At 36.4% G+C, this 26,349-nt stretch carries 26 protein-coding genes; 1 reads left to right on the top strand and 25 read right to left on the bottom strand.

Translation table 11 applies throughout. The features are described from left to right. Positions 1-8: 8 nt before the first annotated feature. The 22 genes from ACFSQP_RS06885 to ACFSQP_RS06780 all read right to left on the bottom strand — a co-directional run bounded on the left by ACFSQP_RS06885 (position 9) and on the right by ACFSQP_RS06780 (position 22,085). The gene (locus ACFSQP_RS06885) at positions 9-1,106 is read right to left on the bottom strand and encodes a DUF1972 domain-containing protein (RefSeq protein ID WP_376892732.1); all 1,098 of its coding nucleotides are present in this window, start codon (positions 1,104-1,106) and stop codon (positions 9-11) included. After that, positions 1,069-2,346, bottom strand: a complete 1,278-nt coding sequence (locus tag ACFSQP_RS06880; RefSeq protein WP_376892730.1) for a hypothetical protein — start codon at positions 2,344-2,346, stop codon at positions 1,069-1,071. The genes ACFSQP_RS06885 and ACFSQP_RS06880 overlap by 38 nt, the downstream gene beginning before the upstream one ends. After that, positions 2,330-3,514 (bottom strand): glycosyltransferase, encoded by a 1,185-nt coding sequence (locus ACFSQP_RS06875; RefSeq protein WP_376892728.1) that lies wholly within the window; start codon positions 3,512-3,514, stop codon positions 2,330-2,332. Before ACFSQP_RS06875 ends, ACFSQP_RS06880 begins: the two co-directional genes overlap by 17 nt. Next, on the bottom strand, positions 3,514-4,704 hold the full coding sequence (locus ACFSQP_RS06870; protein ID WP_376892726.1) for a hypothetical protein: 1,191 nt from the start codon (positions 4,702-4,704) through the stop codon (positions 3,514-3,516). Before ACFSQP_RS06870 ends, ACFSQP_RS06875 begins: the two co-directional genes overlap by 1 nt. Positions 4,705-4,732: 28 nt before the next feature. After that, entirely contained in the window at positions 4,733-6,007 is a 1,275-nt protein-coding gene (locus ACFSQP_RS06865) for an MOP flippase family protein (protein WP_376892724.1), read from the bottom strand. A gap of 4 nt (positions 6,008-6,011) precedes the next feature. After that, on the bottom strand, positions 6,012-7,172 hold the full coding sequence (locus ACFSQP_RS06860; RefSeq protein ID WP_376892722.1) for a TDP-N-acetylfucosamine:lipid II N-acetylfucosaminyltransferase: 1,161 nt from the start codon (positions 7,170-7,172) through the stop codon (positions 6,012-6,014). Continuing rightward, positions 7,172-8,320: a dTDP-4-amino-4,6-dideoxygalactose transaminase gene (gene rffA, locus ACFSQP_RS06855; RefSeq protein ID WP_376892720.1), complete on the bottom strand. Its 1,149-nt coding sequence runs from the start codon at positions 8,318-8,320 to the stop codon at positions 7,172-7,174. The genes ACFSQP_RS06860 and rffA overlap by 1 nt, the downstream gene beginning before the upstream one ends. A gap of 256 nt (positions 8,321-8,576) precedes the next feature. Then, on the bottom strand, positions 8,577-8,762 hold the full coding sequence (locus ACFSQP_RS06850) for a hypothetical protein (RefSeq protein WP_376892718.1): 186 nt from the start codon (positions 8,760-8,762) through the stop codon (positions 8,577-8,579). Between the two features lie 8 nt (positions 8,763-8,770). Next, entirely contained in the window at positions 8,771-9,316 is a 546-nt protein-coding gene (locus tag ACFSQP_RS06845) for a hypothetical protein (protein ID WP_376892716.1), read from the bottom strand. 207 nt (positions 9,317-9,523) lie between these two features. Continuing rightward, a complete protein-coding gene (locus ACFSQP_RS06840) occupies positions 9,524-10,777 on the bottom strand; it encodes a sulfate adenylyltransferase subunit 1 (RefSeq protein ID WP_376892714.1) in 1,254 nt (417 codons plus the stop codon). 65 nt (positions 10,778-10,842) lie between these two features. Continuing rightward, positions 10,843-11,748: a sulfate adenylyltransferase subunit CysD gene (gene cysD, locus ACFSQP_RS06835; RefSeq protein WP_376892712.1), complete on the bottom strand. Its 906-nt coding sequence runs from the start codon at positions 11,746-11,748 to the stop codon at positions 10,843-10,845. After that, entirely contained in the window at positions 11,741-12,343 is a 603-nt protein-coding gene (cysC, locus tag ACFSQP_RS06830; protein ID WP_376892710.1) for an adenylyl-sulfate kinase, read from the bottom strand. Before cysC ends, cysD begins: the two co-directional genes overlap by 8 nt. A 2-nt stretch (positions 12,344-12,345) precedes the next feature. Further along, positions 12,346-12,774 (bottom strand): DUF2061 domain-containing protein, encoded by a 429-nt coding sequence (locus ACFSQP_RS06825; protein ID WP_376892708.1) that lies wholly within the window; start codon positions 12,772-12,774, stop codon positions 12,346-12,348. Then, on the bottom strand, positions 12,774-13,568 hold the full coding sequence (gene cysQ, locus ACFSQP_RS06820) for a 3'(2'),5'-bisphosphate nucleotidase CysQ (protein ID WP_376892706.1): 795 nt from the start codon (positions 13,566-13,568) through the stop codon (positions 12,774-12,776). Before cysQ ends, ACFSQP_RS06825 begins: the two co-directional genes overlap by 1 nt. Further along, on the bottom strand, positions 13,565-14,416 hold the full coding sequence (gene rfbD / locus ACFSQP_RS06815; RefSeq protein ID WP_376892704.1) for a dTDP-4-dehydrorhamnose reductase: 852 nt from the start codon (positions 14,414-14,416) through the stop codon (positions 13,565-13,567). Before rfbD ends, cysQ begins: the two co-directional genes overlap by 4 nt. Beyond that, complete coding sequence (rfbC, locus tag ACFSQP_RS06810; RefSeq protein WP_376892702.1) at positions 14,413-14,958, bottom strand: dTDP-4-dehydrorhamnose 3,5-epimerase; 546 nt, start codon at positions 14,956-14,958, stop codon at positions 14,413-14,415. The genes rfbD and rfbC overlap by 4 nt, the downstream gene beginning before the upstream one ends. Next, the gene (rfbA, locus tag ACFSQP_RS06805; RefSeq protein ID WP_376892700.1) at positions 14,959-15,825 is read right to left on the bottom strand and encodes a glucose-1-phosphate thymidylyltransferase RfbA; all 867 of its coding nucleotides are present in this window, start codon (positions 15,823-15,825) and stop codon (positions 14,959-14,961) included. It abuts the gene before it with no gap. 47 nt (positions 15,826-15,872) lie between these two features. Continuing rightward, on the bottom strand, positions 15,873-16,925 hold the full coding sequence (rfbB, locus tag ACFSQP_RS06800) for a dTDP-glucose 4,6-dehydratase (RefSeq protein WP_376893200.1): 1,053 nt from the start codon (positions 16,923-16,925) through the stop codon (positions 15,873-15,875). Next, positions 16,918-17,985, bottom strand: a complete 1,068-nt coding sequence (locus ACFSQP_RS06795; protein WP_376892698.1) for a hypothetical protein — start codon at positions 17,983-17,985, stop codon at positions 16,918-16,920. The genes rfbB and ACFSQP_RS06795 overlap by 8 nt, the downstream gene beginning before the upstream one ends. A 5-nt stretch (positions 17,986-17,990) precedes the next feature. After that, positions 17,991-19,685, bottom strand: a complete 1,695-nt coding sequence (locus tag ACFSQP_RS06790) for a DUF6909 family protein (protein ID WP_376892696.1) — start codon at positions 19,683-19,685, stop codon at positions 17,991-17,993. Between the two features lie 28 nt (positions 19,686-19,713). Further along, complete coding sequence (locus tag ACFSQP_RS06785; RefSeq protein ID WP_376892694.1) at positions 19,714-21,216, bottom strand: GH3 auxin-responsive promoter family protein; 1,503 nt, start codon at positions 21,214-21,216, stop codon at positions 19,714-19,716. Beyond that, complete coding sequence (locus ACFSQP_RS06780; protein ID WP_376892692.1) at positions 21,216-22,085, bottom strand: M23 family metallopeptidase; 870 nt, start codon at positions 22,083-22,085, stop codon at positions 21,216-21,218. The genes ACFSQP_RS06785 and ACFSQP_RS06780 overlap by 1 nt, the downstream gene beginning before the upstream one ends. A 119-nt stretch (positions 22,086-22,204) precedes the next feature. Here ACFSQP_RS06780 and ACFSQP_RS06775 point away from each other — a divergent pair, with 119 nt between their 5' ends. After that, positions 22,205-22,390 carry a Sec-independent protein translocase subunit TatA/TatB gene (locus tag ACFSQP_RS06775; RefSeq protein WP_376892690.1) on the top strand — a complete coding sequence of 62 codons (186 nt, stop codon included), beginning with the start codon at positions 22,205-22,207 and terminating at the stop codon, positions 22,388-22,390. Between the two features lie 71 nt (positions 22,391-22,461). Here ACFSQP_RS06775 and ACFSQP_RS06770 read toward each other — a convergent pair whose 3' ends face one another. The 3 genes from ACFSQP_RS06770 to ACFSQP_RS06760 all read right to left on the bottom strand — a co-directional run bounded on the left by ACFSQP_RS06770 (position 22,462) and on the right by ACFSQP_RS06760 (position 26,281). Then, complete coding sequence (locus tag ACFSQP_RS06770; RefSeq protein WP_376892688.1) at positions 22,462-23,442, bottom strand: DUF4837 family protein; 981 nt, start codon at positions 23,440-23,442, stop codon at positions 22,462-22,464. An 18-nt stretch (positions 23,443-23,460) separates the two neighbouring features. Next, positions 23,461-24,996, bottom strand: coding sequence for a LysM peptidoglycan-binding domain-containing protein (locus ACFSQP_RS06765; protein WP_376892686.1), 1,536 nt, complete (start codon positions 24,994-24,996; stop codon positions 23,461-23,463). Between the two features lie 91 nt (positions 24,997-25,087). Next, positions 25,088-26,281 carry a phosphoglycerate kinase gene (locus ACFSQP_RS06760; protein ID WP_376892685.1) on the bottom strand — a complete coding sequence of 398 codons (1,194 nt, stop codon included), beginning with the start codon at positions 26,279-26,281 and terminating at the stop codon, positions 25,088-25,090. Positions 26,282-26,349: the final 68 nt, after the last annotated feature.

Here is a 26,349-nt window from a genome sequence, read left to right as displayed (position 1 = left end):
TTAAATTTTTAATATTTTGTAAGAACGCTTTCAAACAACCTTAAATATGCTTGGTTAATTTTTTCCCAATTAAATTTAGTAGCAATTTTATTTACATTGTTAGTAATAAGCGTTTTGTTATTTAATTTGTTTAAACTGTTTGCAAAAAAGACAACCTCTTCAGGGGTTTTAAAGTAATAAGCGTCCTCTGCAAGAATAGCTTTATTGAAAACATTATTGTGCGCAATAATTAACGCATTACTAGCCATGGCCTCCAATAACGATGGATTTGTACCACCCACAGAATGCCCATGGAAATACAGATTAGAAAAATAGCGTAAATTATTTAAATGTGCTAAATTATATACCCCACCAATGAATTTAATGTGCGGATAATCCTGATATTTTTCTTTTAAATAGGCTCCAAACTTGTTAACATCGTGTTTGCCAACCACTAGAAATGTTTGTTTGCTATTTGCCTGACTTATGCCATCTAAAATTGTTTCAATATTATTTTCTGGCTCCAAACGTGCCACAAGCATATTATAGTTATACGGCGCTACGTTATACGCTTTTAAAACAGTGCTATCTGGTGTTTTAAAAACATGTGCCCCATATGCGATATAAGTGGATTGTTTTTGGTACGTATCCGTTAGGTAAGCTTGTATTCCAATAGAATCGGCCACTAAATGATGACTACTTTTAACGGCCAGTTTTTCGGCATATTTTAAAAAGGTTTGTACTTTTCTAGAATATTTACTTCGTTTCCATTCCAGACCATCCATATTGGTTATAATAACGGCATTTTTTGGCAAAAACCAATGCCACACAGAACTACTGGTATAACCTAACTGCAAAATGATATCGAAGTTGTTTTTTCTGGTATCCAAAATGCACATTAAGTCGTAAACAAATTGAGCCGGCGTGCCCAAGGTTTTTTCCGGGTCCAAACAATGTTTAATTTTTACACCCTTAAAATAGCTTTCTTTATGGGGGTGTTGGCTGGAGTTATAAACCGTAACATCGTGCCCCTTTTCAACTAAAAAAACAGCAAAAAACTCTGCAAACTGCTCAAATCCACCATGGTAATTAGGAATGCCTCTTGTTCCTAAAATTGCTATTTTCAAAATAAATATGTTTTGCTATCAGAAGTGTGTTAAAAAAATAGAATAGAATAATGCCTATATTTCTCACTAAAATTACTTCAAAGATAAAAACAAATGACACTAAAGCTATAAAAAAGATGTGCAAAATGCTTTTACTTCGTATAGCCATGTAACAACTATATACCATATAGCAGATAAAAAACAAGCATGTAAAAACGCCATACGTAATAAACATATGAATGTACTGATTGTGAATGTTTTTACCTTCATTCCAATTAGGTGCTAAATTGTACGATAGGTAATAATAATCCAGATTATCTTGAATATCCCCTTCGCCAAAACCGGTTAAGGCATTTCCAGACTCTAGGGTGTGATAAATACCTAAAGTTGCCATAATATACCGCAACTCTAAATCGCTAATGGCTTGCTTTTCTTCGTAAGTAAAAATTTTCTTTTCCGGATAAACATTGGTGGGTTTAAAATTAAGTGTGCTTTTATGAAATTTTAAACCATCTACAAATCGTTCCTTTACAAAGGGTGTATTGTACACTAACGCCACGACAAGCAACCCAAGCACAAATTTAAGCTTGGCTTTTAGATTGTTTAATTTTAGAACCAGTAAAACGGTGTAAGCTACCGCATTAAAAAACAACACCGCCTTGGAAGCGCAAAAGGCCAATCCTACTATTAAAACAAAAACAGCATACGCTTTTACATATTTAGAAATGGATTGCCCATTAACATACAAAAAAATTAAGGCCAAGGATAACAAGATAGCATAGTAAACCGGATGCTGATCATAAAGTGCTGTAAACTCATGAAAAACCGTACTTGTAATACTGGCGCCATTAAACACTTTAATACACACATGCACTAGCAAGGCCGATACACTTAACACCGCTGCATAAAATAAAAACCGAAATACAGTAGTAACCGTTTTGGTATTAACGGTAGCATTAGCAACAATAAATGCCAATAATACCATGAGCAAATTTAGGTCTATAGACCGTATCCCTTCCTGAAAATTTCTGCTAAATACACTACTTAAAACAGTAATAACAAAAAATACTACCGGAAAAACAAAAACAAAGGATTTAAGTTTTTTAAGCGTTTCTCGTTTAAAAAAAACAATATTATAAACTACAGCTAGTATTACAGCTAGGTTGGCAATGTTTAGTTTAAAAAGTAACGCAGCAGCAACAAGCCCCAAAAGCACGTCTTGAACGCTTTTAGTATTGTGGTTCCTAATTTGTGCTAGCATTGTTTACAAGGTTTAACAGTTGTTGCGTTTTCGATTCCCAGGAATGGTTTTCTAAAACTAGGGGCGCTTTCTTGTTTTCGGTGGCGTTTATTTCATTTACAAACTCTTGAGGTGTATTAGCAATGTAAACATATTCCGATAAATCTTCCAACCCATTTGCATTGGTACCTACAACTTTTTTAGCCGTTGCTAAATACTCGTAAACCTTTATTGAGTTAGCGCCAGATTTTTTTTGATCTGCCACAACATACGGCACAATACACACATCAAAATGTTTAACATAAATGGGGTAGGTATCGTAATGCTTATCGCCCAGAAAAAAAACATTAGGCCGTTTAATAATCTGTTTGTAAACTTGTTTATCCAATATTTGCCCTACAAACACAAACGATAAATTTGGTGCCAATTTGGTAACTTTATTAATTAGGGCTACATCTAGCAACTGACTTATTTTACCCCCAAAACCAATTATTGGGTGCGGAATAGCCTGCATATCCTTTGGTTTTGGTAAAACGGTATTTTGCACAAAACGCTGGACATCTACACCATTTTTTATGAGCACCAATTTCTTTGGTTTGTAAGCCTTGTTAAAAGCAGTAATATTATCTTTAGAATTTGTAATCCAAAAATGCGCTCGGTTTGCATACGTATGGTAGCCCGCTTTTATTTGCGGCATTAAATGTTTGTACACTTTAAATTTTAAGAAATTATCCCAAGCATCTAATATAGAAAGTGGGGCGTGTAACTGTTCCGATAATTTATATGCAAAAATATTTTGATTAAGTAGGCAGTATTTAGACTCCATGTTTAAAAGCCTTAAACAGTCCTTTATAAAGGCCAAGTACTGTTTGTTGCCATATTGATTTATAAACCATTTATAGCCTGTAAACGCCTGTGAGAACATGTTTTTAGAAACATAATCTACAAGATAGACATCTTTTTTTATCTCGTATAATTTAAAATTGGACTTTGCCAGTATTACCTTACCTGAAATGAGATTTGGTTTTTTCTTTATTAGAATTTCTAAAAGGGTTGTTGGCCTGTTAATAATAAGGGTTGTAACACCAGGTGTTTTGGTTAATTCCCCTATAAAGTGAGCGTCCCGAGTCCTGCAACCTTCTAAAATAATTTTACGCCAATCGTGGAAGGGAACAACTACAATATTCATTAATTTGTGCTTTGTTTAAAAATTCCAAATACTGTTACCATTATTCCAATATCACCAAAAATGGTGGTCATAAAGGCATATGTACATAAAACAGAAAAAACAAAGATAGTTTGATACCTAGGAACATCCAAACTTTTTGCGAGCCGGAATAACAAAATAAACAATAACAATAGGCCCAAAATCCCCAAGTCGGCGTAGCTCCAAATTATCTGCGAAAAATGCTGGGTATTTGTAAATTTCCCTTTCAGAATATTGAAATAAGAGTACGGTCCGTCTCCAATAATTTTAAGTGGTACGTGTGTGGCGTAAGCTATAAGAACTTGAGGCCGTTTGGCTATGCCTCTTTCAAAATTTCTTATCGATTTTTCTTTATTATATTCATTGTAAATAAAATGAATTTCGCTCTGTACTGGTTTAATCTTTTTAATTTGAGAAATAAAAACAGTGGAAAAAGCTAAAGCAATAAAAAAGCCAATTAGTTTTAATTTTCTGGGTACTATTTTATAAATAGAATATACCGAAATAAGGATTAAAATTAATTTAGAAATATTGGATTCCGAATATAGAATTGTAAATGCCAAATACAAGAAAATTAAAACGGGGTACTTTGTAATCTCTTTATTCTTGTTGTTTTCAAGAATATTAAAAACATTTAATAATAAAAATAAACCTAAAGCGTGGTCGGCCTTTAAAAAAAAGGTTCCAAACATAATATCGGCTTCAATAATACCTTGACCACTTCTATTAATTTGAACAAGAACCGGATACGCTATTTTTTGGAGCATCATTAATGGCAACTGAACACAAGCAATAATCAAGAATAAGCGGTTTATAAACAACTGACTTATATAGCCCTCTTTTTTGTTAATACGAAAAAACAAATACACGCCTAAAGGCAATAAAAAAAAGAGTAAATACAGTACTGTTTTTAACCCCGATGTTAAATTAGTTAAAGCACTTAAGACTATTAAAAACCCAAACGCTAAAAACCACAGCACAACCCTATTTAATATTACAATTTGCTTGGTATAATAGTAAGCCGTAATAAAAAACAAAATAATAAATATTGAGATATAGGTTAACAGCGTATTAGGGAACCCAATAATAAGTTGTAAAAAACCGCCTGCCACAAAAGTGATAGCAATAATAGCATAAAAGCTAATAATAAACAGTTTTCTTAAATACTCCATATTTTAAAACTAGGCTGTTGGGTAATACTTAAAATTTAAAATTAATGGTTACAATGGCTGTAATGTATTCTTTTAAGGAAGCACCCGTCATTCTGTGGGTTAACAAGCGCCAACTAGGCACAAAAAGTGTGACCGCAGCAACTACTAACGACCACGCCACCGCTTCGATACTATAATTAGCGCCAATATAAATAAATATTGGCATTATTAGAACGTTTAGTAGGTTCCAATAAAATTCCAAATCCGTTCGCCCTGTGGCCGTAACTAAACTTCCAATTGGATTTCCAATAGCTCTAAAAATCATGTATAAGCTTAATATGCGCACAAGCGTAACAATGTTATCGAAACCAGCACCATACATAATGGTTACAATAACAGGTGCAAATACGATGATAAGAATATAAACTGGAATATTTATAGACGACACTATTTTTATTAGCTTCAAATAATTTGTTTTTAACAAGGCCTTATCCATTTGAAATTTTGCCAGTGTAGGCGAGGCCACTTTAATTAAAATTGGATTAATAATTTGTGCCGGCCTAAATACCAATTGTTTAGCTAAACTGTAACCACCTAAAATTTCGGTTGAAAAGAATTTACCAATAAGTAATATGTCTAAATCTCTATTAAAATAATTAACAACCTGACCACCTACCTGATATATTCCTATTCTTAAAAAAGGTAAGGTTTCGTGAAATTTAAAATGCATGAGTAAGCCATATTTTTTTAGGCCTAAAGCTATAAACAATAAATTGGCTAGCGCATATTGAAGTAACGCTGAATACACCAAAGCCAACACACCGTAGTTATTTACCGCAAGCCAAATGGCTAAAACTAACGACGCCACAGCGGCTATCATATCTATAAGGCTGATACTTTTAAAATTAAGATGTTTGGTTTCAATGGTTTTAAACTGAATGCCAGCACCTGAAATTATAAGGTTTAACCCTAACAACGGAATTAAGGTATTTAGCGCGGGTTCTTGATACAAGTTGGCTACCAATGGCGTTATTACCCATAATAAACCGTAAAGCCCCAAACACAAAACAATATTAAACCAATACAAGCTGGCGTATTGTTGTTTGCTAATAGTTTGTTTGTGCAAAATAGCCGTGGACAAGCCCATGTCGCTAAACAAGTTCATAAAGCCCATAACAAACGTTATTAAAGCCATGAGTCCAAAATCTGACTTATCTAAAAACCTAGCTAAAATACTTATTTTAAGGATAGCCACCACTGCTAAACATGCGGTAGCAAAGGTTGTCCATTTTAAACCTAATATTACTTGTCCTTTTAGCGACATATGGTTACATAATGGTTTTTATAAGCATGTTTATGTTTTGTAAAACCGCGTTTTCGCTAAATATTGCTCGTAGCTGTTGCCTGTTTTCTGTTACCACCGCGGCCTCTAATTTCGTGTTTTTAAATTTAGGGAAGTCTGTTTCCAGATTAAAAATAGTTATGTTTTTGGTACGAAAAAAATTAAAAGCTGGATTCTTTTCAGATAAATATACTCTGCAGCCTAAATACAGCATGGCAATAATGTTTCCCATGGCTTGTTGCCTGTAATGATAAAAAATACCTGTAGAACACGAAGCTAAAATTTTTAAATAATCCTGGCGCGGCATAAAATCTAATAAAGGCACAAAATTATCCTTAAAATGTGCTTTCCCTTCCTTTAAAACATAGGCTTTGTATTTTGGATTGTCTCCATAGCTTAAAGGTGTGTATAGTTTTATATTGTTGTGAAGCTGCTGTTTGGCTAAAAATGAAAAAACATCCACATGATTGCTCTCTATGGAATTAGAATTTCCAATTAAAATATGCGTAGCGTCGGTTTGCAAAGTTAGATGTTCGTTACCACCTAAATACTGATTTAGCGTACTAAAAGGAGAATAAATAAATTGAAACTTATTGGGGTAATATTTAGAAAAGCACTCGAAATCTTCCTGCAAATAAGAAACAAAGTAGTCTACTTTTTTTAATGCTTTAAAAATAGTGGTGTATCGGTCTTTTTCTCGTGTATCAATTTTAAAATATAAATCCCTTGTGCATCTATTTTTTAAAATTAATCTGCCCAACCTTAAGTTTTTAACAGTGTTTATTAAGTACTTGTTGGTAAAATAGGCATAGGTTTGTGGTTTTATTCTGGGCAACCCATAAATATCAAAACCCCACGGGTACCAAGCTATTTTAAGGTTTACCGTGAGTGCATTAATAACCCGGGCATATTCCAAATGACAGGCATGCATTAAAATAGCGGTAACTTGTAATTCCTGTACTAAATTATTAATATTATTTGAGGCTTCATTGAATTTTATAAGCGACCCCGCTCTGGATGTAATGTATTGGTAAGGCTCGTTTTTGTTTTCAACAAACACCAGAAACCGACTAGTTTTGTCCACTTTGCTAAAGTTTTCAATAATCTGATCGGTTACCTTTTCGTCTATTACAAAATGTAGAAGCATTACAATTGTACCTCGTTTAAAAGTTTTATTATTTTATTGGTATCTGCCACAGAAAGTTCATAATACATAGGCAAGCGCAATAGGCAATTTGAATAATGATTGGTTAAAGGCAGTTGTCTACCGTCGTGTTTATTTTTGTAAAAAGGACTTTCGTGTAGGCTTAGATAATGAAAAACCGACAAAATGCCATGGGATTTTAATTTTTCAATAGCCTTAGCGCGTTTAGTCGTATTTTTAAAAACTAAATAAAACATATGGCCATTATTGGTGGCATATGTAGGGATGTGTGGCATGCTAATATTGTTTTGGGCTGCCCAATCTTTTAATCCTTCGTAATAGGTTTGCCAGATCTGTATTCGTTTGGTTTGAATAGTTTCTAAATTTTCCAGTTGTGCCCAAAGAAAAGCCGATATAATTTCGGATGGTAAAAATGAAGAACCAACGTCCACCCAACCGTATTTATCTACTTCACCTCTAAAAAATGAAGATCGGTTTGTGCCTTTCTCCCAAATTATTTCTGCCCGATCCATAAATTGCGGATCATTAACTACCAGCATACCGCCTTCTCCCGAGATAATATTTTTGGTTTCATGAAACGAAAATGTAGCTAAATGCCCAATGGTACCCAAAGCTTTTTTAGTGCCGTCTGGGAACGTATAATAACTGTCTATTGCTTGAGCTGCATCCTCCACAACAAACAAATTATAGGCATTGGCTAGCGCCATAATTTTATCCATATTACAAGCAACACCCGCATAATGAACTGGTACAATGGCTTTGGTTTTTCCTGTTATAGCATCCTCTATCAAGTCCGCATCCATTCCGGGATGATTATTTTGGCTATCTATAAATACAATTTTTGCACCTCTTAATACAAAGGCGTTAGCCGTAGAAACAAAGGTATAAGATGGCATAATTACCTCATCGCCCGGCTGAATGTTAATTAAAATAGCCGCCATTTCTAAAGCGTCTGTACAGGAAGTGGTAAGCATGCATTTACCAAAACCATAGGTGTTTTTAAAAAAATCTTGGCATTTTTTGGTGTATTTTCCGTTACCCGAAATTTTTCCCGTTTGTACAGCATCGGAAATGTAATGGACTTCTTTGCCTGTTAAAAAAGGCTTATTAAAAGGAATGTCGTAATTCATGTAAATTTCAATCTAAATTTTTTAACGAAATTCAGGTTTTTTTAATTTGCACTGCGGCTTTGTTAAGCAATAATAATTCTTTTTCGCAAACTGCAATGCTTTTACGGTAAGCTTAAATAACCTCGTTGGTGCTTTAGCTTATTTTTTGCGCTACTAATATATACTGTATTTGGCACTGTAACGTTTCGGAATTGTGCTATTGAAACACTATAACATACTTATTGGCTAGACAGCGTAAACCGGCGCCATCCTGCTGTTACAACAGGCGTTTTATTAACGCTGTTTCTTGTTTTAAATACATGGTTGTAAGTTTTCTGTTTTTAATAAAAACACCTGTTTTATAGGTGAGTTGTGTTATATCTTTAAGATTGCTTAACAGATTAGAACCTATTATTTGTGTTACTGTTTTCAATTCTATTTTGCTAAAAAAACGTTTAATCATTTTATGCCTTATAGCTCTAATTCTATCTTTTTTATTAGCAATGGTCTTGCCGTTATAAACGGATCGTATTTATTTTCTATGGTTTTTCTTAAATAGCCACCTTCTATTTTTGTAACGTATTCGTTTGGCTGAAAAAAGCTATCCATAAGGGTATCATCTATGGCTATAACATTATTGTTTAACGTTAGTTTTATGCTGTTAATAAAAACAGGGGTTTCAAACTTATTACCATTGTCACCTATATCCAGCCTCATTTTATAAGGAAGACTGTTTTTAGGTAATTTAAATTCGATGGTTTGAAAATCTGAACCTGCTTCAATACTTTTTGCCATACGTTTCTCCCGCGTAAAAGGTGCATCTGGAAAATCGTCCACATAATACAATTCTAAAATATCAGCCTCTTCCGTTTTTAGTTCCACGCTAAACGTAAAGATGTTGTCTGTTACTTTAGCAATTGGTTCCGGTTCCTGTAATTCTTGGCTTTTAGTATTGGTGGTCTCATTTTTACAAGAAAAACAGAGTATCAGACCTAAAAAAAGTATTGTTTTTTTCATAGTAATTGAATTTTACAAGTAATACAAACCTAGTAAATTGAAACCAGTTACAAGCATGCCCTTACTACTAATTTTGATACCTAGTATGGTAAGATGCCATTAGCGTTTTAATTAAAATACAATAACTTTTTTTTAAGGTTTTTATTGTACCAACCTGCAGGATTAGGGGAATATGAGAACCTGAATTGTTTGCGTATATTTTACTGTTTACACCACCATACCAGCAGCTACTGTTTCGTGTGTGGCATCGTCTATTAAAATAAAACTACCCGTGGTTCTGTTTTCGCGATAGGCGTCTACCATTAAAGGTTTTGTGGTTCTAATGGTTACTTTGCAAATATCGTTCATGGCAATTGCTTTAGTATCTGTGTTGCGCTGTAAGGTTTCAATATCTATTTTATACAATACTTCTTTTATCATAGCTTTTTGGCTGTTATTACAATGTTGCACGCTATATTTTGTTCGCGGTTTTGCGGGATCATTATGCAGCCAACACAGCATAACTTCCAAATCTTGTTTTGCTTGTGGTTTGTTGTTTTTTCTTACAATCATATCGCCACGACTAACATCCATGTCATCTTCCAGCGTCATGGTTACAGACATGGGTGCAAAAGCTTCCTGAATTGTTTTATAACCCCAGTTAATCGATTTTATTTTTGAAGAAAATCCGGATGGCATAATGGTTACGTCATCGCCAACACGAAAAAAACCACTTGCAATTTGTCCGGCATATCCCCTGTAATCTGGTATATTAGCTAACTGTGGCCTAATAACTGTTTGAACCGGAAAACGAGCATCCACCCTATTGGTATCGCTACTTATATGCAAGGTTTCTAGCATGTGCAACAAAGGGGCGCCTTGGTACCAGGGCATTTGTGTTGAACGGTTTACTACATTATCGCCTTGTAAGGCGGAAATAGGAATAAAGCGTACATCCTTAACTACCATTTTAGCAGAAAATGCCTCGAATTGATTTTGTATTTCTTGAAATTTAGTTTCCGAAAATTGGACCAAATCCATTTTATTTACACAAACAATTATGTGCCCAATTTGTAATAATGACGCTATAAAAGCGTGTCGTTTTGTTTGTTCCACAACACCATAGCGTGCATCAATTAAAATAATAGCAGCATTTGCTGTGGAGGCACCTGTTATCATATTTCGCGTGTACTGAATATGACCGGGGGTATCTGCAATAATAAATTTACGCTTTGGTGTGGTAAAATATCTGTAGGCTACATCAATAGTAATGCCTTGTGTCCGTTCGTCTCGCAAACCATCGGTAAATAAGGCCAAATCGATACCTTGAAAACCTTTTTTCTGACTAATGGTTTCAATGGCTTGTAATTGGTCTTCGAAAAGCGACTTAGAATCGTATAATAACCTGCCTATTAGGGTGCTTTTACCGTCGTCCACGCTTCCAGCAGTTATAAATCGTAGTAATTGGTTCGTTTCCAACATAATCTGTGTGTTCTATAAATTTACAGAGTCTTAAAATGTTTATTCAGCGGCGTATAAGCATCCGTTTAAAAATAACCTTCGCGTTTTCTGTCCTCCATAGCAGACTCCGATCGCTTATCATCGCTTCGGTTACCGCGTTCTGTTTGGCGTATGGCGGCCACTTCGTTAACTATTTCGGCCAGCGTTTTGGCCTCGGATTCAATACCTCCGGTTATGGTAATATCGCCTAAAGTTCTAAACCTAACCGTTTTGGTTACTACAACTTCTTGATCCTCTAGCACCAGAAATTCAGAAACTGGAATCCACGAATTTTGGCGCCTTACTACCTGCCGTTCATGCGCAAAATATAACGAAGGAATGGCAATTTTTTCGCGTTTAATATAATTCCAAACATCCATTTCGGTCCAATTGCTTATAGGAAACACCCTAAAATGTTCGCCTTGAAAGTGGGAGCCGTTGTATATATTCCATAGCTCTGGTCGTTGATTTTTTGGGTCCCATTGGCCAAAATCGTCTCGATGCGAAAAAATACGTTCTTTGGCTCTGGCCTTTTCTTCGTCCCTACGGCCGCCACCAATGGCGCAATCTATATTGTGCGCTTCTATTGCATCTAATAAGGTGGTAGTTTGTAATGCGTTTCGGGTAGCATTTTTGCCTTTTTCTTCGGTTACGCGCCCGTTGTTAATAGATTGTTGCACAGACCCAACAATAAGCTGAACGCCAAGTTCTTTTACCAAATCATTTCTAAACTGAATGGTTTCAGGAAAATTATGACCTGTATCTACATGTAATAATGGGAAAGGTATTTTGGCCGGATAAAAAGCTTTTTTAGCCAAATGGGTTACTAAAATAGAATCTTTACCTCCCGAAAATAAAATAACAGGGTTTTCAAATTGCGCCCACACCTCACGAAGAATATACATGGCTTCGCTTTCTAACTCGTCTAAATAATTTAAGTAATACCTACTCATGTTTGTGTAATAATTTTGGCATAATACTATGTAAAATGCGTTTGGCGGCAGCTTCCACTAATTCGTTTGCTGTGTGTATTTCTAAATCTGGATTTTCTGGTGCTTCATATGGCGCAGAAATTCCGGTCATGTTTTTTATAATTCCAGCACGGGCTTTTTTATACAAACCTTTTACGTCGCGTTGTTCGCAAACTTCCAAGGGTGTATTGATATATATTTCAACAAAATTTGCTTCATTTACAATTTTCCGCACGCCTGCGCGATCCTTTTTATAAGGTGAAACAAATGCAGCCAAAACAACCAAACCGGCATCCAGCATTAAATTGGCAACCTCGGCAATGCGTCTTATGTTTTCGGCTCGGTGTTCTGGGGTAAATTGTAAATCGCTGTTTAATCCGCTACGTATTACATCGCCGTCCAAAGTATAGGTTTTTATCCCCTTGGCATGTAGCAAATTTTCTAGGGCATTGGCTATTGTAGATTTACCAGAGCCTGATAGTCCTGTAAACCATATTAGTAAAGGCTTGTGCCCTAACAACTTTTCGCGTTGCGCTTTTGAAATACTGTAATTATATGGTGTTATATGTGTTTCCATTACTACCTGTTTTTTCGGTTGGCTAGTCCGAAATTAATTTTATACCAAACACGTTCGTGCATGTAATATAACAACATTTTGGTAACTACTTCGGCCGTACCTATTTGTAGTGCGGCCACTGTACTGCCAGATATAAACCAAGCCAATAATACTGTGTCCAAAGTACCAATTACACGCCAGGTAATAGTTTTTAGAACATGACGCTTTTTACTGGATAACTTAACCCCTTTTGAGGTTAAATTAATTTTATACCAAATACGTTCGTGAATATAATATAAAATACTTTTGGTAGTTACCTCGGCAATTCCTAATTGAATGCCTACAAAAGGGTTTCCCGTAATAATCCATGATAGCAAAATGGTGTCTGCTGTTCCTACAAGGCGCCAAGTAATGGTTTTTGCCAAATGTCTCCTATAGGATATATCGTTCATCAGGCTTGCACTAAAAAATTGCTATTTAGAAGGTTTTCTTTATTATACTGTAATGGTTTGCGCGTATTCATAGCTATAACTTTTACACCAACGGCATTACAAATGGCCTGTCCAGCAGCTGTGTCCCACTCCATGGTAGGTGCAAAACGGGGATAAACATCTGCTAAGCCTTCTGCTACCAAACAGAATTTTAGAGAACTTCCTTTAGATACGATTTCTACTTTTTTCCCGGAGGTTTTTATCTGCTCTACAAAGTTTAATGTGGCTTCATTCATGTGCGAACGGCTTCCAACTACCAAAATCGTTTCCGTTTTGTTGGTTTTAGGCTTCACGGGTTTGGCTTGTTTCAACACCGTTTCTAGAGGTGTGCGATGGGTATTTAAATGAGCTTTAAAGGCCTGTTTGTTAAGAACATTTGCGTAATACAGGGTTTTAGTTGCTGGTACGTAAATGACACCTAATTGCGGTATTCCATGTGCTACCAAAGCAATATTTACCGTAAACTCGCCGTTTCGGTTTACAAACTCTTTTGTCCCATCTACCGGGTCTACAATCCAGCATGTTTCCCAAGATTTTCGAGTGGTGTAATCCGTTTGTTTATTTTCTTCAGAAATAATGGGCATATTCGTTGGTTTTAAAAAAGCGTTTATAATAGTATTGGCTTCTTTGTCTGCTGCCGTTACAGGCGATTGGTCTTCCTTTAAGGTTACAGAAAATGAGGTATTATAGACATCCATAATAGCTTCTCCGGCTTTTAGCGCGGCTTGTATAGCTGTATGTAGGTGTTTATTCATAATGCTTTTAGGGCTTTTTGTAAGCTAGTGCGCCAATAAGGAATGCTTATTTGAAACGTGTCCTTGATTTTGGTTTTATCTAACACGCTAAAAGCGGGTCTCTTTGCCGGCGTTGGATATGCTACAGTTTTTATAGGAATTACCTTAATGGTGGTTTGCGTTTCCTGAAAAATAGCTTGGGCAAAATCGTACCAGCTTGCCACACCTTCATTACTGTAATGATATAATCCGTATGCCGTTTGGTTTGTTGTAATTAACGTTAAAATAACTTCAGCCAAATCTTTGGCATAGGTAGGGGTTCCTATTTGATCGGACACAATACTTAATGTATCTCTCTCCTTGGCTAAGCGCAGCATTGTGCGCATAAAATTATGGCCGTGCTCCGAGTATAGCCAAGAAGTGCGCAAAATAAAATACCTTTTTAAGTGCTGTTGTATTTCAATTTCGCCTTGGTATTTTGTTTTACCATACACGCTTTGCGGGTTGGGTTTATGGGCCTCGGAATACAAGGTAGATTGTGCGCCATCAAAAACAAAATCTGTTGATATGTGGATAAGTGTAGCCTGATTAGCTTGACAAGCTATGGCGAGATTTTTAGCCCCCAACTGATTTACATTTTTAGCGGTAATCATTTCATTTTCAGCACTATCTACAGCTGTATAAGCCGCGCAGTTTACACAGTAATTAACGGTGTGTTTTGAGAAAAATTGAGTAACCGCCTTGTTATCTGAAATATCTAAAGTATGCGCATCTGTATAGGTTATATGAACGTTTTTATAATTAGAGGCTAAATCTTTAATACAGCTTGCCAACTGGCCGTTTCCGCCTGTTACTAAAATATGAATCATAACCGCGCATTAGAAAATTGAGGTAACAACTTATCTTTGTCAGAAACAAGGATATCTGAATCTGGTAGTTGCCAATTAATTTTTAAATCAGGGTCGTTGTAAATAATACCAGCTTCAGCTGTTTTATTATAGTAATTATCGCATTTATAAGAAAAAACTGCGGTATCACTCAGCACTACAAACCCGTGCGCAAAACCTCTAGGAATAAATACCTGCTTTTTATTGTCGGCCGATAACTCTACCGCTATGTGCTCCCCAAATGTGGGTGACTTAAGGCGAATATCCACAGCCACATCTATAACCCGTCCGGCAACAACCCGTACAAGCTTGGCTTGAGCATATTCCCCTAATTGATAGTGCAAGCCTCTTAACACCCCTTTGGTTGAAAAGGATTCATTATCTTGAACAAAAATAGTATCTGTTTGGGTTAGCTTATTAAAGTGTGTTTGGTTAAACGATTCAAAAAAATAACCACGACTGTCGCCAAAAATTTTTGGTTCTAGAATAAAACATCCTTTTAAATGCGTTTCTGTTACTGTCATTTATTTTTTACTTAATAACCCTAAAAGGTTTTTACCATAACCACTTTTTAATAAGGGCTCTGCTAGTTGTTTAAACATGTCTTCGGTAATATAACCCATTTCAAAAGCTGCGGCTTCTATGGAGCCTATTTTTAACCCCTGACGCTCCTCCAAAACTTCCACAAATTGTGAGGCTTGCATTAAGGATTGAAAGGTTCCGGTGTCCAACCAAGCTGTACCCCTATCTAAAATACTTACGCTTAAATTTCCTTGCTGTAAATAAACCTTATTAACGTCTGTTATTTCCAACTCCCCTCGGTGGCTTGGTTTTATATTTTTGGCAATATCTACAACCGTATTGTCATAAAAATAGATACCCGGTACCGCGTAATTAGATTTTGGGTTTTCGGGCTTTTCCTCTATGGAAATTACTTGACCTTCGTTGTTAAACGCAACAACGCCGTAACGCTCTGGATCGTGCACACGATATGCGTAAATTATACCGCCATCGGGATTGTTGTTACTTTGTAATAATTTTGCTAGTCCAGTGCCGTAAAAGATATTGTCGCCCAAAATTAAAGCCACTTTATCGTTTCCAATAAACGATTCGCCAATAATAAAGGCTTCTGCTAAACCGTTTGGTGCCTCTTGCGCTGCGTACTCGAAGCGGCATCCGTATTTTTCGCCAGTACCTAAAAGGTCTTTAAATAAGGGTAAATCCTTGGGTGTAGATATTATGAGTATTTCATTAATTCCAGCGTACATAAGCGTGGAAAGCGGATAATATATCATTGGTTTATCGTAAATAGGCATGAGCTGCTTACTTACCGATAAGGTTAAGGGGTGTAGCCTGGTTCCGGACCCACCCGCAAGTATAATACCTTTCATATAAATTAAGGATTTATAAAGAAGCGTTTTGTTAAAAACGCCGTTATTTAATTATATTGTTTGTTGTAATAGGTTTGATAGGCGCCGCTGGTAACACTTTCCAACCATTTGGTGTTATTTAAATACCAGGTAATTGTTTTTGCTAAACCCTGTTCGAAAGTTACCGATGGTTGCCAACCTAATTCATTTTTTATTTTGGAAGCATCTATGGCATACCGTAAATCGTGTCCGGGTCTGTCTTTAACGTAGGTTATTAACGTTTCCGATGTACCTGGTTTTTGGCTCAAAGCAGCATCCATTTGTTTGCATAATAGCCTAACCAAATCTATGTTTTTCCATTCATTAAAACCACCTATATTGTAGGTTTCACCTTGCGTTCCTGTATGAAAAACGGTATCTATGGCTCTGGCATGGTCTATTACAAATAACCAGTCTCGGGTATAATTACCATCGCCATAAACTGGTAGCGGCTTATTGTTTATTATGTTATTTATAAACAGAGGAATCAGTTTTTCTGGAAATTGATTTGGACCATAGTTATTAGAGCAATTGGAAATAACATAGGGTAAACCATAGGTTTCGCCGTAGGCTCTAACAAAATGATCGGAACTTGCTTTGGATGCTGAATACGGTGAATTTGGATCGTAGGCTGTTGTTTCTGTAAATAAACCAGTTTCTCCTAAAGTGCCATACACCTCATCGGTGCTAATATGATAAAATAGCTTTCCTTTAAAGTTGTTTTTCCAAGTATTTTTAAAGGCATTCAGTAAAATCATGGTGCCTATAACATTGGTTTTTACAAAGGCTAACGGATCTGTTATAGAGCGATCTACGTGCGATTCTGCTGCTAAATGAATGACAGCATCAAAACGGTGCGCTGCAAATAGCTTATTAATTTCAGTTTCGTTTGTTATGTCGACTTTTAAAAAGCTATAATTAGCTTTTGTTTCTACATCCTGCAAATTCTCTAGGTTACCCGCATAGGTTAAGCTGTCCAGATTATAAATGTGGTATTCTGGATAGGAATTTACAAACAATCTAACTACATGCGAGCCAATAAAACCAGCTCCTCCCGTTATTAATATCTTTTTTTTAGGCATCATATTTTTTTACGTAAACAACCATTTTGGTAACAAGATAAATTATGGCCAACAATACAAAAGCTGCCACAGGAAACAACACCACGTACCGTTTTGATAATGTTTGCTGGCGTTTTCCTATTTTCTGAAAATTCGAAATTACATCAAAAAATACGTCTTCGTCTACTTTTTTCTCCTGGAGTTCCTTTAATTCATTACGCAACTGTATTTCTTTTTCTAATAACTCGTATTCTTTGGTATTTGCTCTATCATTACCCAAAGAAAAACTTTCGCCACCAATGCTAAATTCACTACCTTGAGATTTTGAGTCGTTTTCTAAAACCTTAATATAAATTTGCTGTAAGGAATCTACTTGTTTTAATTGTGAAACTATGTTGTTTTGTTGAATAGTAAGCAAGGAATCGCGCTTTTGCATCCGTTTTAAGGAGTAGGAGTTTGTAAAGGAATTGGTAATCCCATTTTCTAATTTAGGAAAAATATCGTTTTTGGTTGCATGCACGGTTATTTGAAACAACTCGCCACTATAAATGGTTCTATTTTCTACAAATTGCTCGTAGCTAATAGGTTTTACTCGCGTGCTATCTAAATTATCCAAGAACATACTGTACTGAAGCAATTTATCGTTTTCGGTTTCTGGACCCGTTTCTATTTCAAAATCTTTAATAGCACTGGCTTCTTCTTCGCTTATTTCAAAAAGCTCGGCAATGGTGGTATACTTCTTATTTTCTAACAGTGCATTATAATAGCCCATGTTGGTTACAAATTGAAATTTAGACTCGAAATAGGGTCTAATTAACATAGACGAGGTGTAAATTACCGGTTTTTGACGCTCCAAAACATATCCTAAAATACCGGCAAGCACCATGGATACAACAATTATCTTAAAATTTACAATTATGGCTCTAAGCGCAAAAATTATTACAGAAAAAATAGCTTTAAATATGTCTGAAATAAAATTTGCTAACTTGCCAAAGGCATTCCCAAAAAGTCTAAACAATTGGGCTAAATCCACTTCTTCCGAATTATTTGGCTTGTTAGTTTCTGTAGGATTGTTGTTCATACGGGCTATTGGTTATTAAATATTTGTTGTAATATTTTATGTGTTATTAAATAAGTAGGTTTAACCCCAGAAGTTCCAAGACCTCCAGAGGCTAGCGTGCTGCCTGTTTCTAGCGGATTATCACTTGCGTAATAAGCGTAGCGCACCTTTACATTAGGGTTAATGGTTTTTCTTACTTTGGATGCCGATTGAATTGCTTTTTGGTAATGCGCACCCTCCATTTCTAAACCAATAACTTGCCAAGTGGAGTTGTAAAAGAATTTTAAAATATCCTTATTTTGTAAGGAGGTTCCTAGAACCGTTATCATAGAGCCTTCAAACACTTTTAAACCATGCCCATCTAAATCGGCTTTGGTTAATTCATTTTCAAACGGATAATTATCTGCTGTGCCTTCAAAAATATGTGCTGAAGGAATCATGATATCGCCTTTTCCTCCTTCTAAAATACCGGCTTTACCCATAATAGATACCGATGCTATATTGAGTTGAATGCGCTGACCGTCTATTAAGGCTGGTTTTAAGAGTTCATCTATGGTTTCGTAGGCCTGTTCGCCAAAGGCGTAATCCATAACGAATATAATAGGCTTTTCTGTTTGCGCATTATTTGAGGTAATATCTAAATCTGTTTTTGATAAGTCTAATTTGTCGGTATCAAAAATTTGTACATCTATGTTGGTGCCAGAGCTATCTGGAATATAAATCATACCGTTTTGCAAAGCGGTATTGGTGACTTTATTTCGTAAGGTTTCGTTTTCTTTTTTACTTAAAGCCTCGTAAACCTGATAGACTGTTTTTTTGTTTAAAAGTGTTTTTAAAGCCGTTGGTGCGTAAAGTGTGTTCATAACACTATGCATGTTGGCGCTAATAATGTGCATTGGCCGGTGCAACAGCTTATTTTTATGAAGGACACTTTTTATATTATCGGCCCAAATTTCGCCATGAATATGATGGCCCAAACGTTCTCTTAAAACAGGGCTAAATGTTATGGTGCGTTTGTTGTTATGCACCACTTCTTCAATAGCTAATTTTCCTAACCAATAAACAATGTGTAATAGGCGTTCCGGCTGATCTGGGGTTTGAAATTGCTCGTATACAAACCGCAACTCATCAAAGGTTCTACCCAATATATTTGCCGTGTGTGTTATGGCTACTTCGCGCTCGTTTTGCGTTAATTTTTTTTTTGCTAGGACAGCCTTCTCTAGTTTAACCCAATCGCGGGTAGTATTTCCTTTGTCGTCTATAAGTACGCGTTTACTTATTTTATGCGACTCAACAAACATAAAAGTTAAATGCGTTAGAATATCATAAATTTCCGAGCGACCTCTGGTAATTTCAATATTCATTTGCTCGTTATCTATTCGGTAGCAGTTTCGGCGTCTTTTTAGTGGAATAATTGGTTTAAAATGAGAGTTTCCGTAACCTTCATCGCTGGTAAGATTTATAAAGGTGCACTCCTCTATACCTTGTGGTAATCTGTCCACTACATACAATAGGCCTTCTAATTCGGCTTTTTCATCGCCTATGGACCCATATATTTCTGGACGTAACAATAGTAAGGCCTCGCGCAGTGTCTCGCCGGAAACACCCATTGGTTTATAAAACCCCCTATTAAATAGGTGTCTCATAGTAATGTACATTCGTTCTATGGCATTTGAGCTCTCTTGTGCTCTCGTTCTAGCATGGTACTTTTTCTTGTTCATAAAAACTGTTTAATTACCAAATATACTATTATTTAATCAAATTCAAATGGGATAATTTGTCGGCAATATTACGGTCGTTGGACAAGCGTGGTAATTTATTTTGGCCGCCTAATTTTCCTATAGATTTCATATATTCTTGAAAACCGTTTTTTGTAACTGTTGTTATTTTTAAGGGCTGTAACACCTTACCTTTTATAAGATCCAAATAGTATGTGTTTTGTTGTTGTAACGCGGTATCAATGTTAGCAGCCAACTCGGGTAAGTTATCTACGTCGTTTTCAAATTCTATAAACCACTCATGATATGGCAAACCCGAACTTGGATTTATTTGTGGTGCAACGGTAAATTCGGTAACTTGGTAGTTGGTACCCAAAAGCCCTTCTTGCAGGGCGTGTTCTACTTCCTTACCAATTACATGTTCACCAAAAGCCGAAATAAAATGTTTAATACGCCCCGATACAATAACGCGGTATGGATTTGTAGATGTAAACATAACGGTATCGCCTAAGTTGTATGCCCAAAGCCCGGCATTTGTAGAAATTATCATGACATAATTTACACCTACTTCAACATCCTTTATGGTAAGACGTTTGGGTGATTTATCGTAAAAATTAGCCACAGGAACAAATTCGTAAAAGATGCCTGCGTTTAAAAGCAGTAGCATGCCTTTTTCGTTTTGTTTGTCTTGGTAAGCAAAAAAGCCCTCGCTTGCCGGATACAGTTCTATGCTGTCTACTTTTCTACCTATGAGGTTTTCAAATTTTGCACGATACGGTTCGTAATTAACACCGCCATAAATAAATAGGTTGAAATTTTTAAAAACCTGTCCTACTGGTTTTCCTGTTTTTTCTTGAATTTTTTCAAAATACATTTGCACCCATGATGGAATTCCAGAAATAACCGCCATGTTTTCTGAAAGCGTTTCGGCTACAATGGCCTCCACTTTGGTTTCCCAATCTTCTATACAGTTGGTTTCCCATGTAGGCATTCTGTTTTTTTGTAAATATTTAGGCACAAAATGCGCCACAATACCTGACAAACGCCCCAGTTGAATTCCGTTTTTTTCTTCAAGTACCGGACTGCCTTGTAAGAAAATCATTTTGCCTGAAACAAAATCCGAATTTCCTGTTTCATGAATATAAGATAATATAGCATTTCTTGCCGCCCTAATATGTGTAGGCATACTTTCCTTGGTAAGTGGAATATATTTAGCACCGCTTGTTGTTCCTGATGTTTTTGCAAAATATAAAGGCTTTCCCTTCCAAACAATATTGGGCTCGCCCGCTACAACACGATCTATATAGGGTTTTAAGCCTTCGTAATCCCTAATTGGCACCTGTTTTACAAAATGGTCGTGATTTTTAATGTTTTGAAAATTATGGTCTGTTCCAAATGCAGTTGTAGCGGCGTCTTTAATTAAATTCTGAAAAACCCGTTCTTGCGTATCTACAGGATTTTGAATCCATTTTTCAGACTTTTTAATAATATAATGTGCAAAAGGTTTGGCCAAAAGGGCTTTTAATGAAAGCATTATTTAAAATCTATAAAATTAGTAGGGTTTATTGGATACCCGTTACTCCATAATTCAAAATGTAAATGTGGTCCAGTACTTATTTCGCCGGTATTTCCAATGGTGGCTATTACCTCGCCAGCTGTAACACTATCGCCTTGGGATTTTGTTAACATGGCATTGTGCTTGTACACAGAAATTAAGCCTTGACTATGTTTTAAAATAATCACGTAACCGCCATCGGTGGTCCAGTCTGAAAAAATTATGACACCATCTGCTGTCGCTTTTACAGGTGTGCCAACCACTGCAACGATGTCCACACCAAAATGCTTCTCGTCTATTTTAAATTCTTGCGAAATGGTTCCCGAAACGGGCGGAAACAAAATAAAGTTTGAATTAATTTTAGCCGATTCAAATAAATTATACTTATCCTCTTTTCTTACCTTTTCACGAAGTAAGGAATCTTCTTTACTCGGCGATAAATCGAATGTTTTGGCTTCTTGTTCCCTGGCTTTTATTATAGAATCTTTATTAAAGGCCAAGGTATCTACCTCGCCATGTAATACTTTTTTTATGGATTGAAAATATTGGTCGTTTATTGCAATAACCCGTTGTAACGAATCTGTTTTATAATAAAGCGCTGTAGCTCGTTTTTTTAGTGCCACAGACGAGTAGCCTGGAATATATTCGCGTAAGGGTGTAAATGCAATAAGGATAGTAGTGGCTACTACCAAAAATATGGTGGATAAAGAGAGCAGCACAAACACATTAAGCCGGGTTAATTTTAAAGAAACGCGTTCTTCAAACGTGTCTTCGTTTAAAATTACCAAACGGTACTTGTTTAATAGTTTTTTAGTAAACTTGGTGGTTTTCTTTTTTTTATGAGCCATAGGTCATACAAAATTACTTAAAATAACGGCACTTTCGTGTTTCGTAGGTGCTAAAATTAGTATTAAAACGCCTATATTAAAAGTTTAATTATTAACTTTGCTTTTTAAATTAAAGCTTTATGAGTTTATATATGTTACCATTGGCAATAGGGCCTTGGCAAATAGCATTAATTGTGGTAATTGTGCTATTACTTTTTGGCGGTAAAAAAATCCCGGAATTAATGCGAGGTTTAGGTAGCGGCATTAAAGAATTTAAAGACGCCAGTAAAGAAGAAGACAAGGATGAAAAAGCTAAAAAAGAATAGGCTTTTTGGAAATCATACAAAAAAACCCAACTTCCTATAAAGTTGGGTTTTTTTGTGTTTTTTAAGTTTTTTTAATTGAAGCTAATGGATTTAATAATAGCTTCCAACTCAAACATATAATCGCGTTTACCTACAGACGGTGCAAAAGCAAACCCTTCAACCACTAAAAGTCTGTTATTAGCTTTATCGTCTATAACATAATTAACAAATGGGCCAGACATAAAGGCATTTTTAACATCCCAAATTCCTTTGGTTTCTATTGCAAACTTATCATCTATAGTGGTTTTTGCTAAAAAAGGTGTGTAGGCATCTTCGGTTATCATAAACGACCCATCTAATGGTCCTGGAATGTGTTTTTTTCCTATAGAATCGCGAACCTTAATAATATCACGAACCACCGAATCTGAATCTTTAATACGGCCGTAAGGCAACTCGTACAATAAAATATTGGTGGTGCCTGTGGTTATATCCTTTCGAATCCAATAAAAATTATCAGTTTCGGTAGCTATGCGGTATACCGAAGGAAATTTAATAGAAATCCCTAATTTTTCTTTAATGGTGTTGTTTTTGTGAAGCGCTATTTGAATGCGACGTTGCTGCTCTTTTATTTCTTCTGCTTTTAAGGTGCTTACAATGTTTTGAGCATTGGATTTTATTTGTGCAACTAAAGCTTCTTCTGTTGGGGCAGCTACTAACACCACCCGTTGCGGTCGTGCAAATACATTTTTAGCAATTTTTAACTGCGTAGAATCCGATTTTTCAACTTTTAAAACAATTCTACTTTGTTGGGCAAAACCAGAAAAAACACTGGGCGGAATTTGACTTAAAATAAATAAGGGTTCGTCCTGTGGCAAACCGTGTACGGGTGCTGCTAAAACCTCTCGCAAGGTTTCGCCAAGACTGCCCGTCCATAAATCGTTGTCCACAACAACCGTTAAATTATTTAATTTACCCGAAGACTCTGGTAGTATTTTGTAGTTAGATGATTTGCCCTGGTTACACGATTGCAGAACAATAACAGACAAGCAGACAACTAAAATTTTATGAATCATAGTAAACAATTTGTTTTATTAGCTTTTTGATAACTTTAAAACCATACCCGGTTTTAAATTGTTACCACTAATATCATTCCAATCTCGAATATTTTGAACAGAAACTCCCGAAAACTTTTGCGAAATGCTCCAAAGCGAATCGCCTTGTTTTACAACGTAGGTTTTTGGCGCTTTGCTTGCGGGGCTATTAGCAGGTTTTGCCACAGGATTTCTGGGGTAAATAGTTAAACGCTGCCCTATTTGTAAATTGTTGCTTCGCAAGCCGTTCCATTGTTTTATTTGACTTACACGAACACCGTATTTTCGGGCAATTAGCCCGAGGTAATCGCCAGATTTTACGCGGTAACGCACCCTACTTTCGGTTTCAAAAAACTGTGGTAAGGGTTTTTCTCTCGCTTCAAACTCTGCTTTAGCAGCGGCGTAAATAGCTGTTTCATTGGCTACAAAAGAGCCAATGGCCTGAACAGGCAAACGCAAGGCGTATTGTTCGTCTGCTATATAAGGAATAATATCCAGTTTATAGGACGGATTTAAAAACTGCAAAGCTTCCACAGATACACCTGTGGCTTCTGAAACCTGATCCAAAGTTATCATTTGCTTTACCCTTATGGTATCCGTTTCAAAATGATGAAATGCGGGCTTTTCTGAGACTAAACCGTGGGCTTTGGCATATTCCATAATATACATGGTAGCTAAAAATGCTGGAACGTATCCGGCTGTTTCGCGCGGTAAATGATGCCTAATATTCCAGTAATTTTCATAACCACCAGAACGCCTAATGGCTTTTAAAACATTCCCTGGCCCCGAGTTATAGGCTGCTAACGCCAAATCCCAATCGCCAAACGTACTGTATAAAGCGGCCAAATATTTGGCGGCTGCTTTAGTAGATTTTATAGGATCGCTTCGTTCATCTACATAACTACTAACGTCTAAACCGTACTGTTTTCCGGTTGCAAACATAAACTGCCACAAGCCTGTGGCGCCAACACGCGATTTGGCGCGCGGTTTTAAAGCCGATTCCACAATGGCTAAATACTTAACCTCTAATGGAACATCTTGTGCGTCCAACTCTCTTTCGAACATCGGGAAATAAAAAGCACTTAACCCTATAAGTCTTTCAAAATGTGTACGTCTGTTTTTTAAAAAGGATTTAATGACACTTTCTAAAGATGGGTTATAAGCAATGTTAAAAGGTGTTTTGGCATTTAATTTTTCCAGGCGCTGCTTTAAGGTATCTGTTGGCAGTTCGGGGTAATACACTTCTTTATAATCTAGTTCCGAAATTGCATTATAAAGGGTATCATATAGCGCATTGCTATAGAGTTCTTCGCGCCATTTTTTGTCTATTTCGGCCGTAAAACTCAAATCTTTTAAGTTTTTTAAATCGGTTGAATCTGTTTGCGCTGCAATTTCTGTTTTCAAATAAACTGTCCCATCCGCTATGGTGTCTATCTTATTAGCAGTTATACGCCCCTTTTGGGTTTGGATAGCTTGCTTGTTTGCGGTTTTATTAGGAATTGAATCTTGCGCAAAGGTTGCCTTTATACCAAACATAACCAGCAGCCATATTGCAAAACACCTTCTATTTTTTATTGCCATTTACTTACACTTCCTATTAATTATGGGATCCATTTTTTCTCAAAAGCTATTCAGAAATAGCTGCAATTCCTGGCAGGGTTTTACCTTCTAAACTTTCCAACATGGCGCCGCCACCGGTGCTAACGTAGCTAACTTGGTCCTCCAATTTAAACTGCTTAACCGCCGCTACCGAGTCGCCACCACCTACTAAAGAAAAAGCGCCATTTTTGGTGGCTTCGGCTATGGCGTAACCTACAGCAATAGTACCTTTTGCAAAATTTGCCATTTCAAAAACCCCCATGGGCCCGTTCCATAATATGGTTTTGGATTGTTTAATAACCGCTGCAAAGCGCTCCTCTGTTACGGGACCTATATCCAAACCCATCCAGCCATCTGGAATGGCGTCTATAGGGCTTGTATTGGTGTGCGCATTATTATCAAAAGCATCGGCAATAACGGCATCTACAGGTAAATGCACTTGCACGCCTTTCTTTTTAGCTTCCTCTAAAATATGCTTTGCTAAATCCAATTTATCGTCCTCCACAAGCGAGTTACCAATGGCGCCTCCTTGGGCTTTAATAAAGGTAAAGGTCATACCGCCACCAATTATTAAGTGGTCTATTTTATCCAAGATATTATCGATAATTGTTATTTTACTGGACACCTTGGCTCCGCCTATAAGGGCACAAACAGGCTTGTCGCCAGTATGCATAACGGTATGGATACTTTTTATTTCTTGTGCCAGCAGGTAACCAAAACATTTGTTATCTGGAAAAAATTTGGCTACAACGGTTGTAGATGCATGGGCGCGGTGCGCAGTACCAAAGGCATCGTTAACATAAATATCGCCTAATTTAGATAATTGCTGGGCAAAGTTTTCGTCGCCAGCGGTTTCTTCAGCATAAAATCGGAGATTTTCAAGCAGTAAAATTTGGCCAGATTGTAAGTTTTTCACCGCTTCTTCGGCGGCTTCACCAATACAATCGGGACTAAAAAAGACTTCTACGCCCAAAATATCTTTCACCTTAGAAACAATATGCTTTAAAGATAAATTGGAATCTACGCCTTTTGGCCTGCCTAAATGCGACATTAATACACAACTTCCTCCATCTTCTAAAATTTTAATAATTGTAGGTTTTGCCGCTAAAATACGGGTAGTATCGCCTACCTGAAATTCAGCGTCTAGGGGCACATTAAAATCTACACGAATAAGGGCTTTTTTATTTTTAAAATTAAAATCGTCTATCGTTTTTAGTTGCATAGTATTGTCCTTTTGGTGGTTATTGTTTGTTGTAATTAGTTGTTGTAGTACAAATATATATGTTTCCC

The organism is Bizionia sediminis (genome assembly GCF_042684585.1).
GTDB classification, from domain to species: domain Bacteria; phylum Bacteroidota; class Bacteroidia; order Flavobacteriales; family Flavobacteriaceae; genus Algorimicrobium; species Algorimicrobium sediminis.
The sequence above is the reverse complement of the archived record's forward strand: the minus strand, read 5'-3'. Positions and strand labels throughout refer to the sequence as shown.

Bases quoted from the DNA above. Each gene is read 5' to 3' on its own strand.
- ACFSQP_RS06880 (WP_376892730.1), bottom strand. From the start codon at position 2,346: ATGCTAGCACAAATTAGGAACCACAATACTAAAAGCGTTCAAGACGTG.
- ACFSQP_RS06875 (WP_376892728.1), bottom strand. From the start codon at position 3,514: ATGAATATTGTAGTTGTTCCCTTCCACGATTGGCGTAAAATTATTTTA.
- ACFSQP_RS06870 (WP_376892726.1), bottom strand. From the start codon at position 4,704: ATGGAGTATTTAAGAAAACTGTTTATTATTAGCTTTTATGCTATTATT.
- ACFSQP_RS06865 (WP_376892724.1), bottom strand. From the start codon at position 6,007: ATGTCGCTAAAAGGACAAGTAATATTAGGTTTAAAATGGACAACCTTT.
- ACFSQP_RS06860 (WP_376892722.1), bottom strand. From the start codon at position 7,172: ATGCTTCTACATTTTGTAATAGACGAAAAGGTAACCGATCAGATTATT.
- rffA (WP_376892720.1), bottom strand. From the start codon at position 8,320: ATGAATTACGACATTCCTTTTAATAAGCCTTTTTTAACAGGCAAAGAA.
- ACFSQP_RS06850 (WP_376892718.1), bottom strand. From the start codon at position 8,762: ATGATTAAACGTTTTTTTAGCAAAATAGAATTGAAAACAGTAACACAA.
- ACFSQP_RS06845 (WP_376892716.1), bottom strand. From the start codon at position 9,316: ATGAAAAAAACAATACTTTTTTTAGGTCTGATACTCTGTTTTTCTTGT.
- ACFSQP_RS06840 (WP_376892714.1), bottom strand. From the start codon at position 10,777: ATGTTGGAAACGAACCAATTACTACGATTTATAACTGCTGGAAGCGTG.
- cysD (WP_376892712.1), bottom strand. From the start codon at position 11,748: ATGAGTAGGTATTACTTAAATTATTTAGACGAGTTAGAAAGCGAAGCC.
- cysC (WP_376892710.1), bottom strand. From the start codon at position 12,343: ATGGAAACACATATAACACCATATAATTACAGTATTTCAAAAGCGCAA.
- ACFSQP_RS06825 (WP_376892708.1), bottom strand. From the start codon at position 12,774: ATGAACGATATATCCTATAGGAGACATTTGGCAAAAACCATTACTTGG.
- cysQ (WP_376892706.1), bottom strand. From the start codon at position 13,568: ATGAATAAACACCTACATACAGCTATACAAGCCGCGCTAAAAGCCGGA.
- rfbD (WP_376892704.1), bottom strand. From the start codon at position 14,416: ATGATTCATATTTTAGTAACAGGCGGAAACGGCCAGTTGGCAAGCTGT.
- rfbC (WP_376892702.1), bottom strand. From the start codon at position 14,958: ATGACAGTAACAGAAACGCATTTAAAAGGATGTTTTATTCTAGAACCA.
- rfbA (WP_376892700.1), bottom strand. From the start codon at position 15,825: ATGAAAGGTATTATACTTGCGGGTGGGTCCGGAACCAGGCTACACCCC.
- rfbB (WP_376893200.1), bottom strand. From the start codon at position 16,925: ATGCCTAAAAAAAAGATATTAATAACGGGAGGAGCTGGTTTTATTGGC.
- ACFSQP_RS06795 (WP_376892698.1), bottom strand. From the start codon at position 17,985: ATGAACAACAATCCTACAGAAACTAACAAGCCAAATAATTCGGAAGAA.
- ACFSQP_RS06790 (WP_376892696.1), bottom strand. From the start codon at position 19,685: ATGAACAAGAAAAAGTACCATGCTAGAACGAGAGCACAAGAGAGCTCA.
- ACFSQP_RS06785 (WP_376892694.1), bottom strand. From the start codon at position 21,216: ATGCTTTCATTAAAAGCCCTTTTGGCCAAACCTTTTGCACATTATATT.
- ACFSQP_RS06780 (WP_376892692.1), bottom strand. From the start codon at position 22,085: ATGGCTCATAAAAAAAAGAAAACCACCAAGTTTACTAAAAAACTATTA.
- ACFSQP_RS06775 (WP_376892690.1), top strand. From the start codon at position 22,205: ATGAGTTTATATATGTTACCATTGGCAATAGGGCCTTGGCAAATAGCA.
- ACFSQP_RS06770 (WP_376892688.1), bottom strand. From the start codon at position 23,442: ATGATTCATAAAATTTTAGTTGTCTGCTTGTCTGTTATTGTTCTGCAA.
- ACFSQP_RS06765 (WP_376892686.1), bottom strand. From the start codon at position 24,996: ATGTTTGGTATAAAGGCAACCTTTGCGCAAGATTCAATTCCTAATAAA.
- ACFSQP_RS06760 (WP_376892685.1), bottom strand. From the start codon at position 26,281: ATGCAACTAAAAACGATAGACGATTTTAATTTTAAAAATAAAAAAGCC.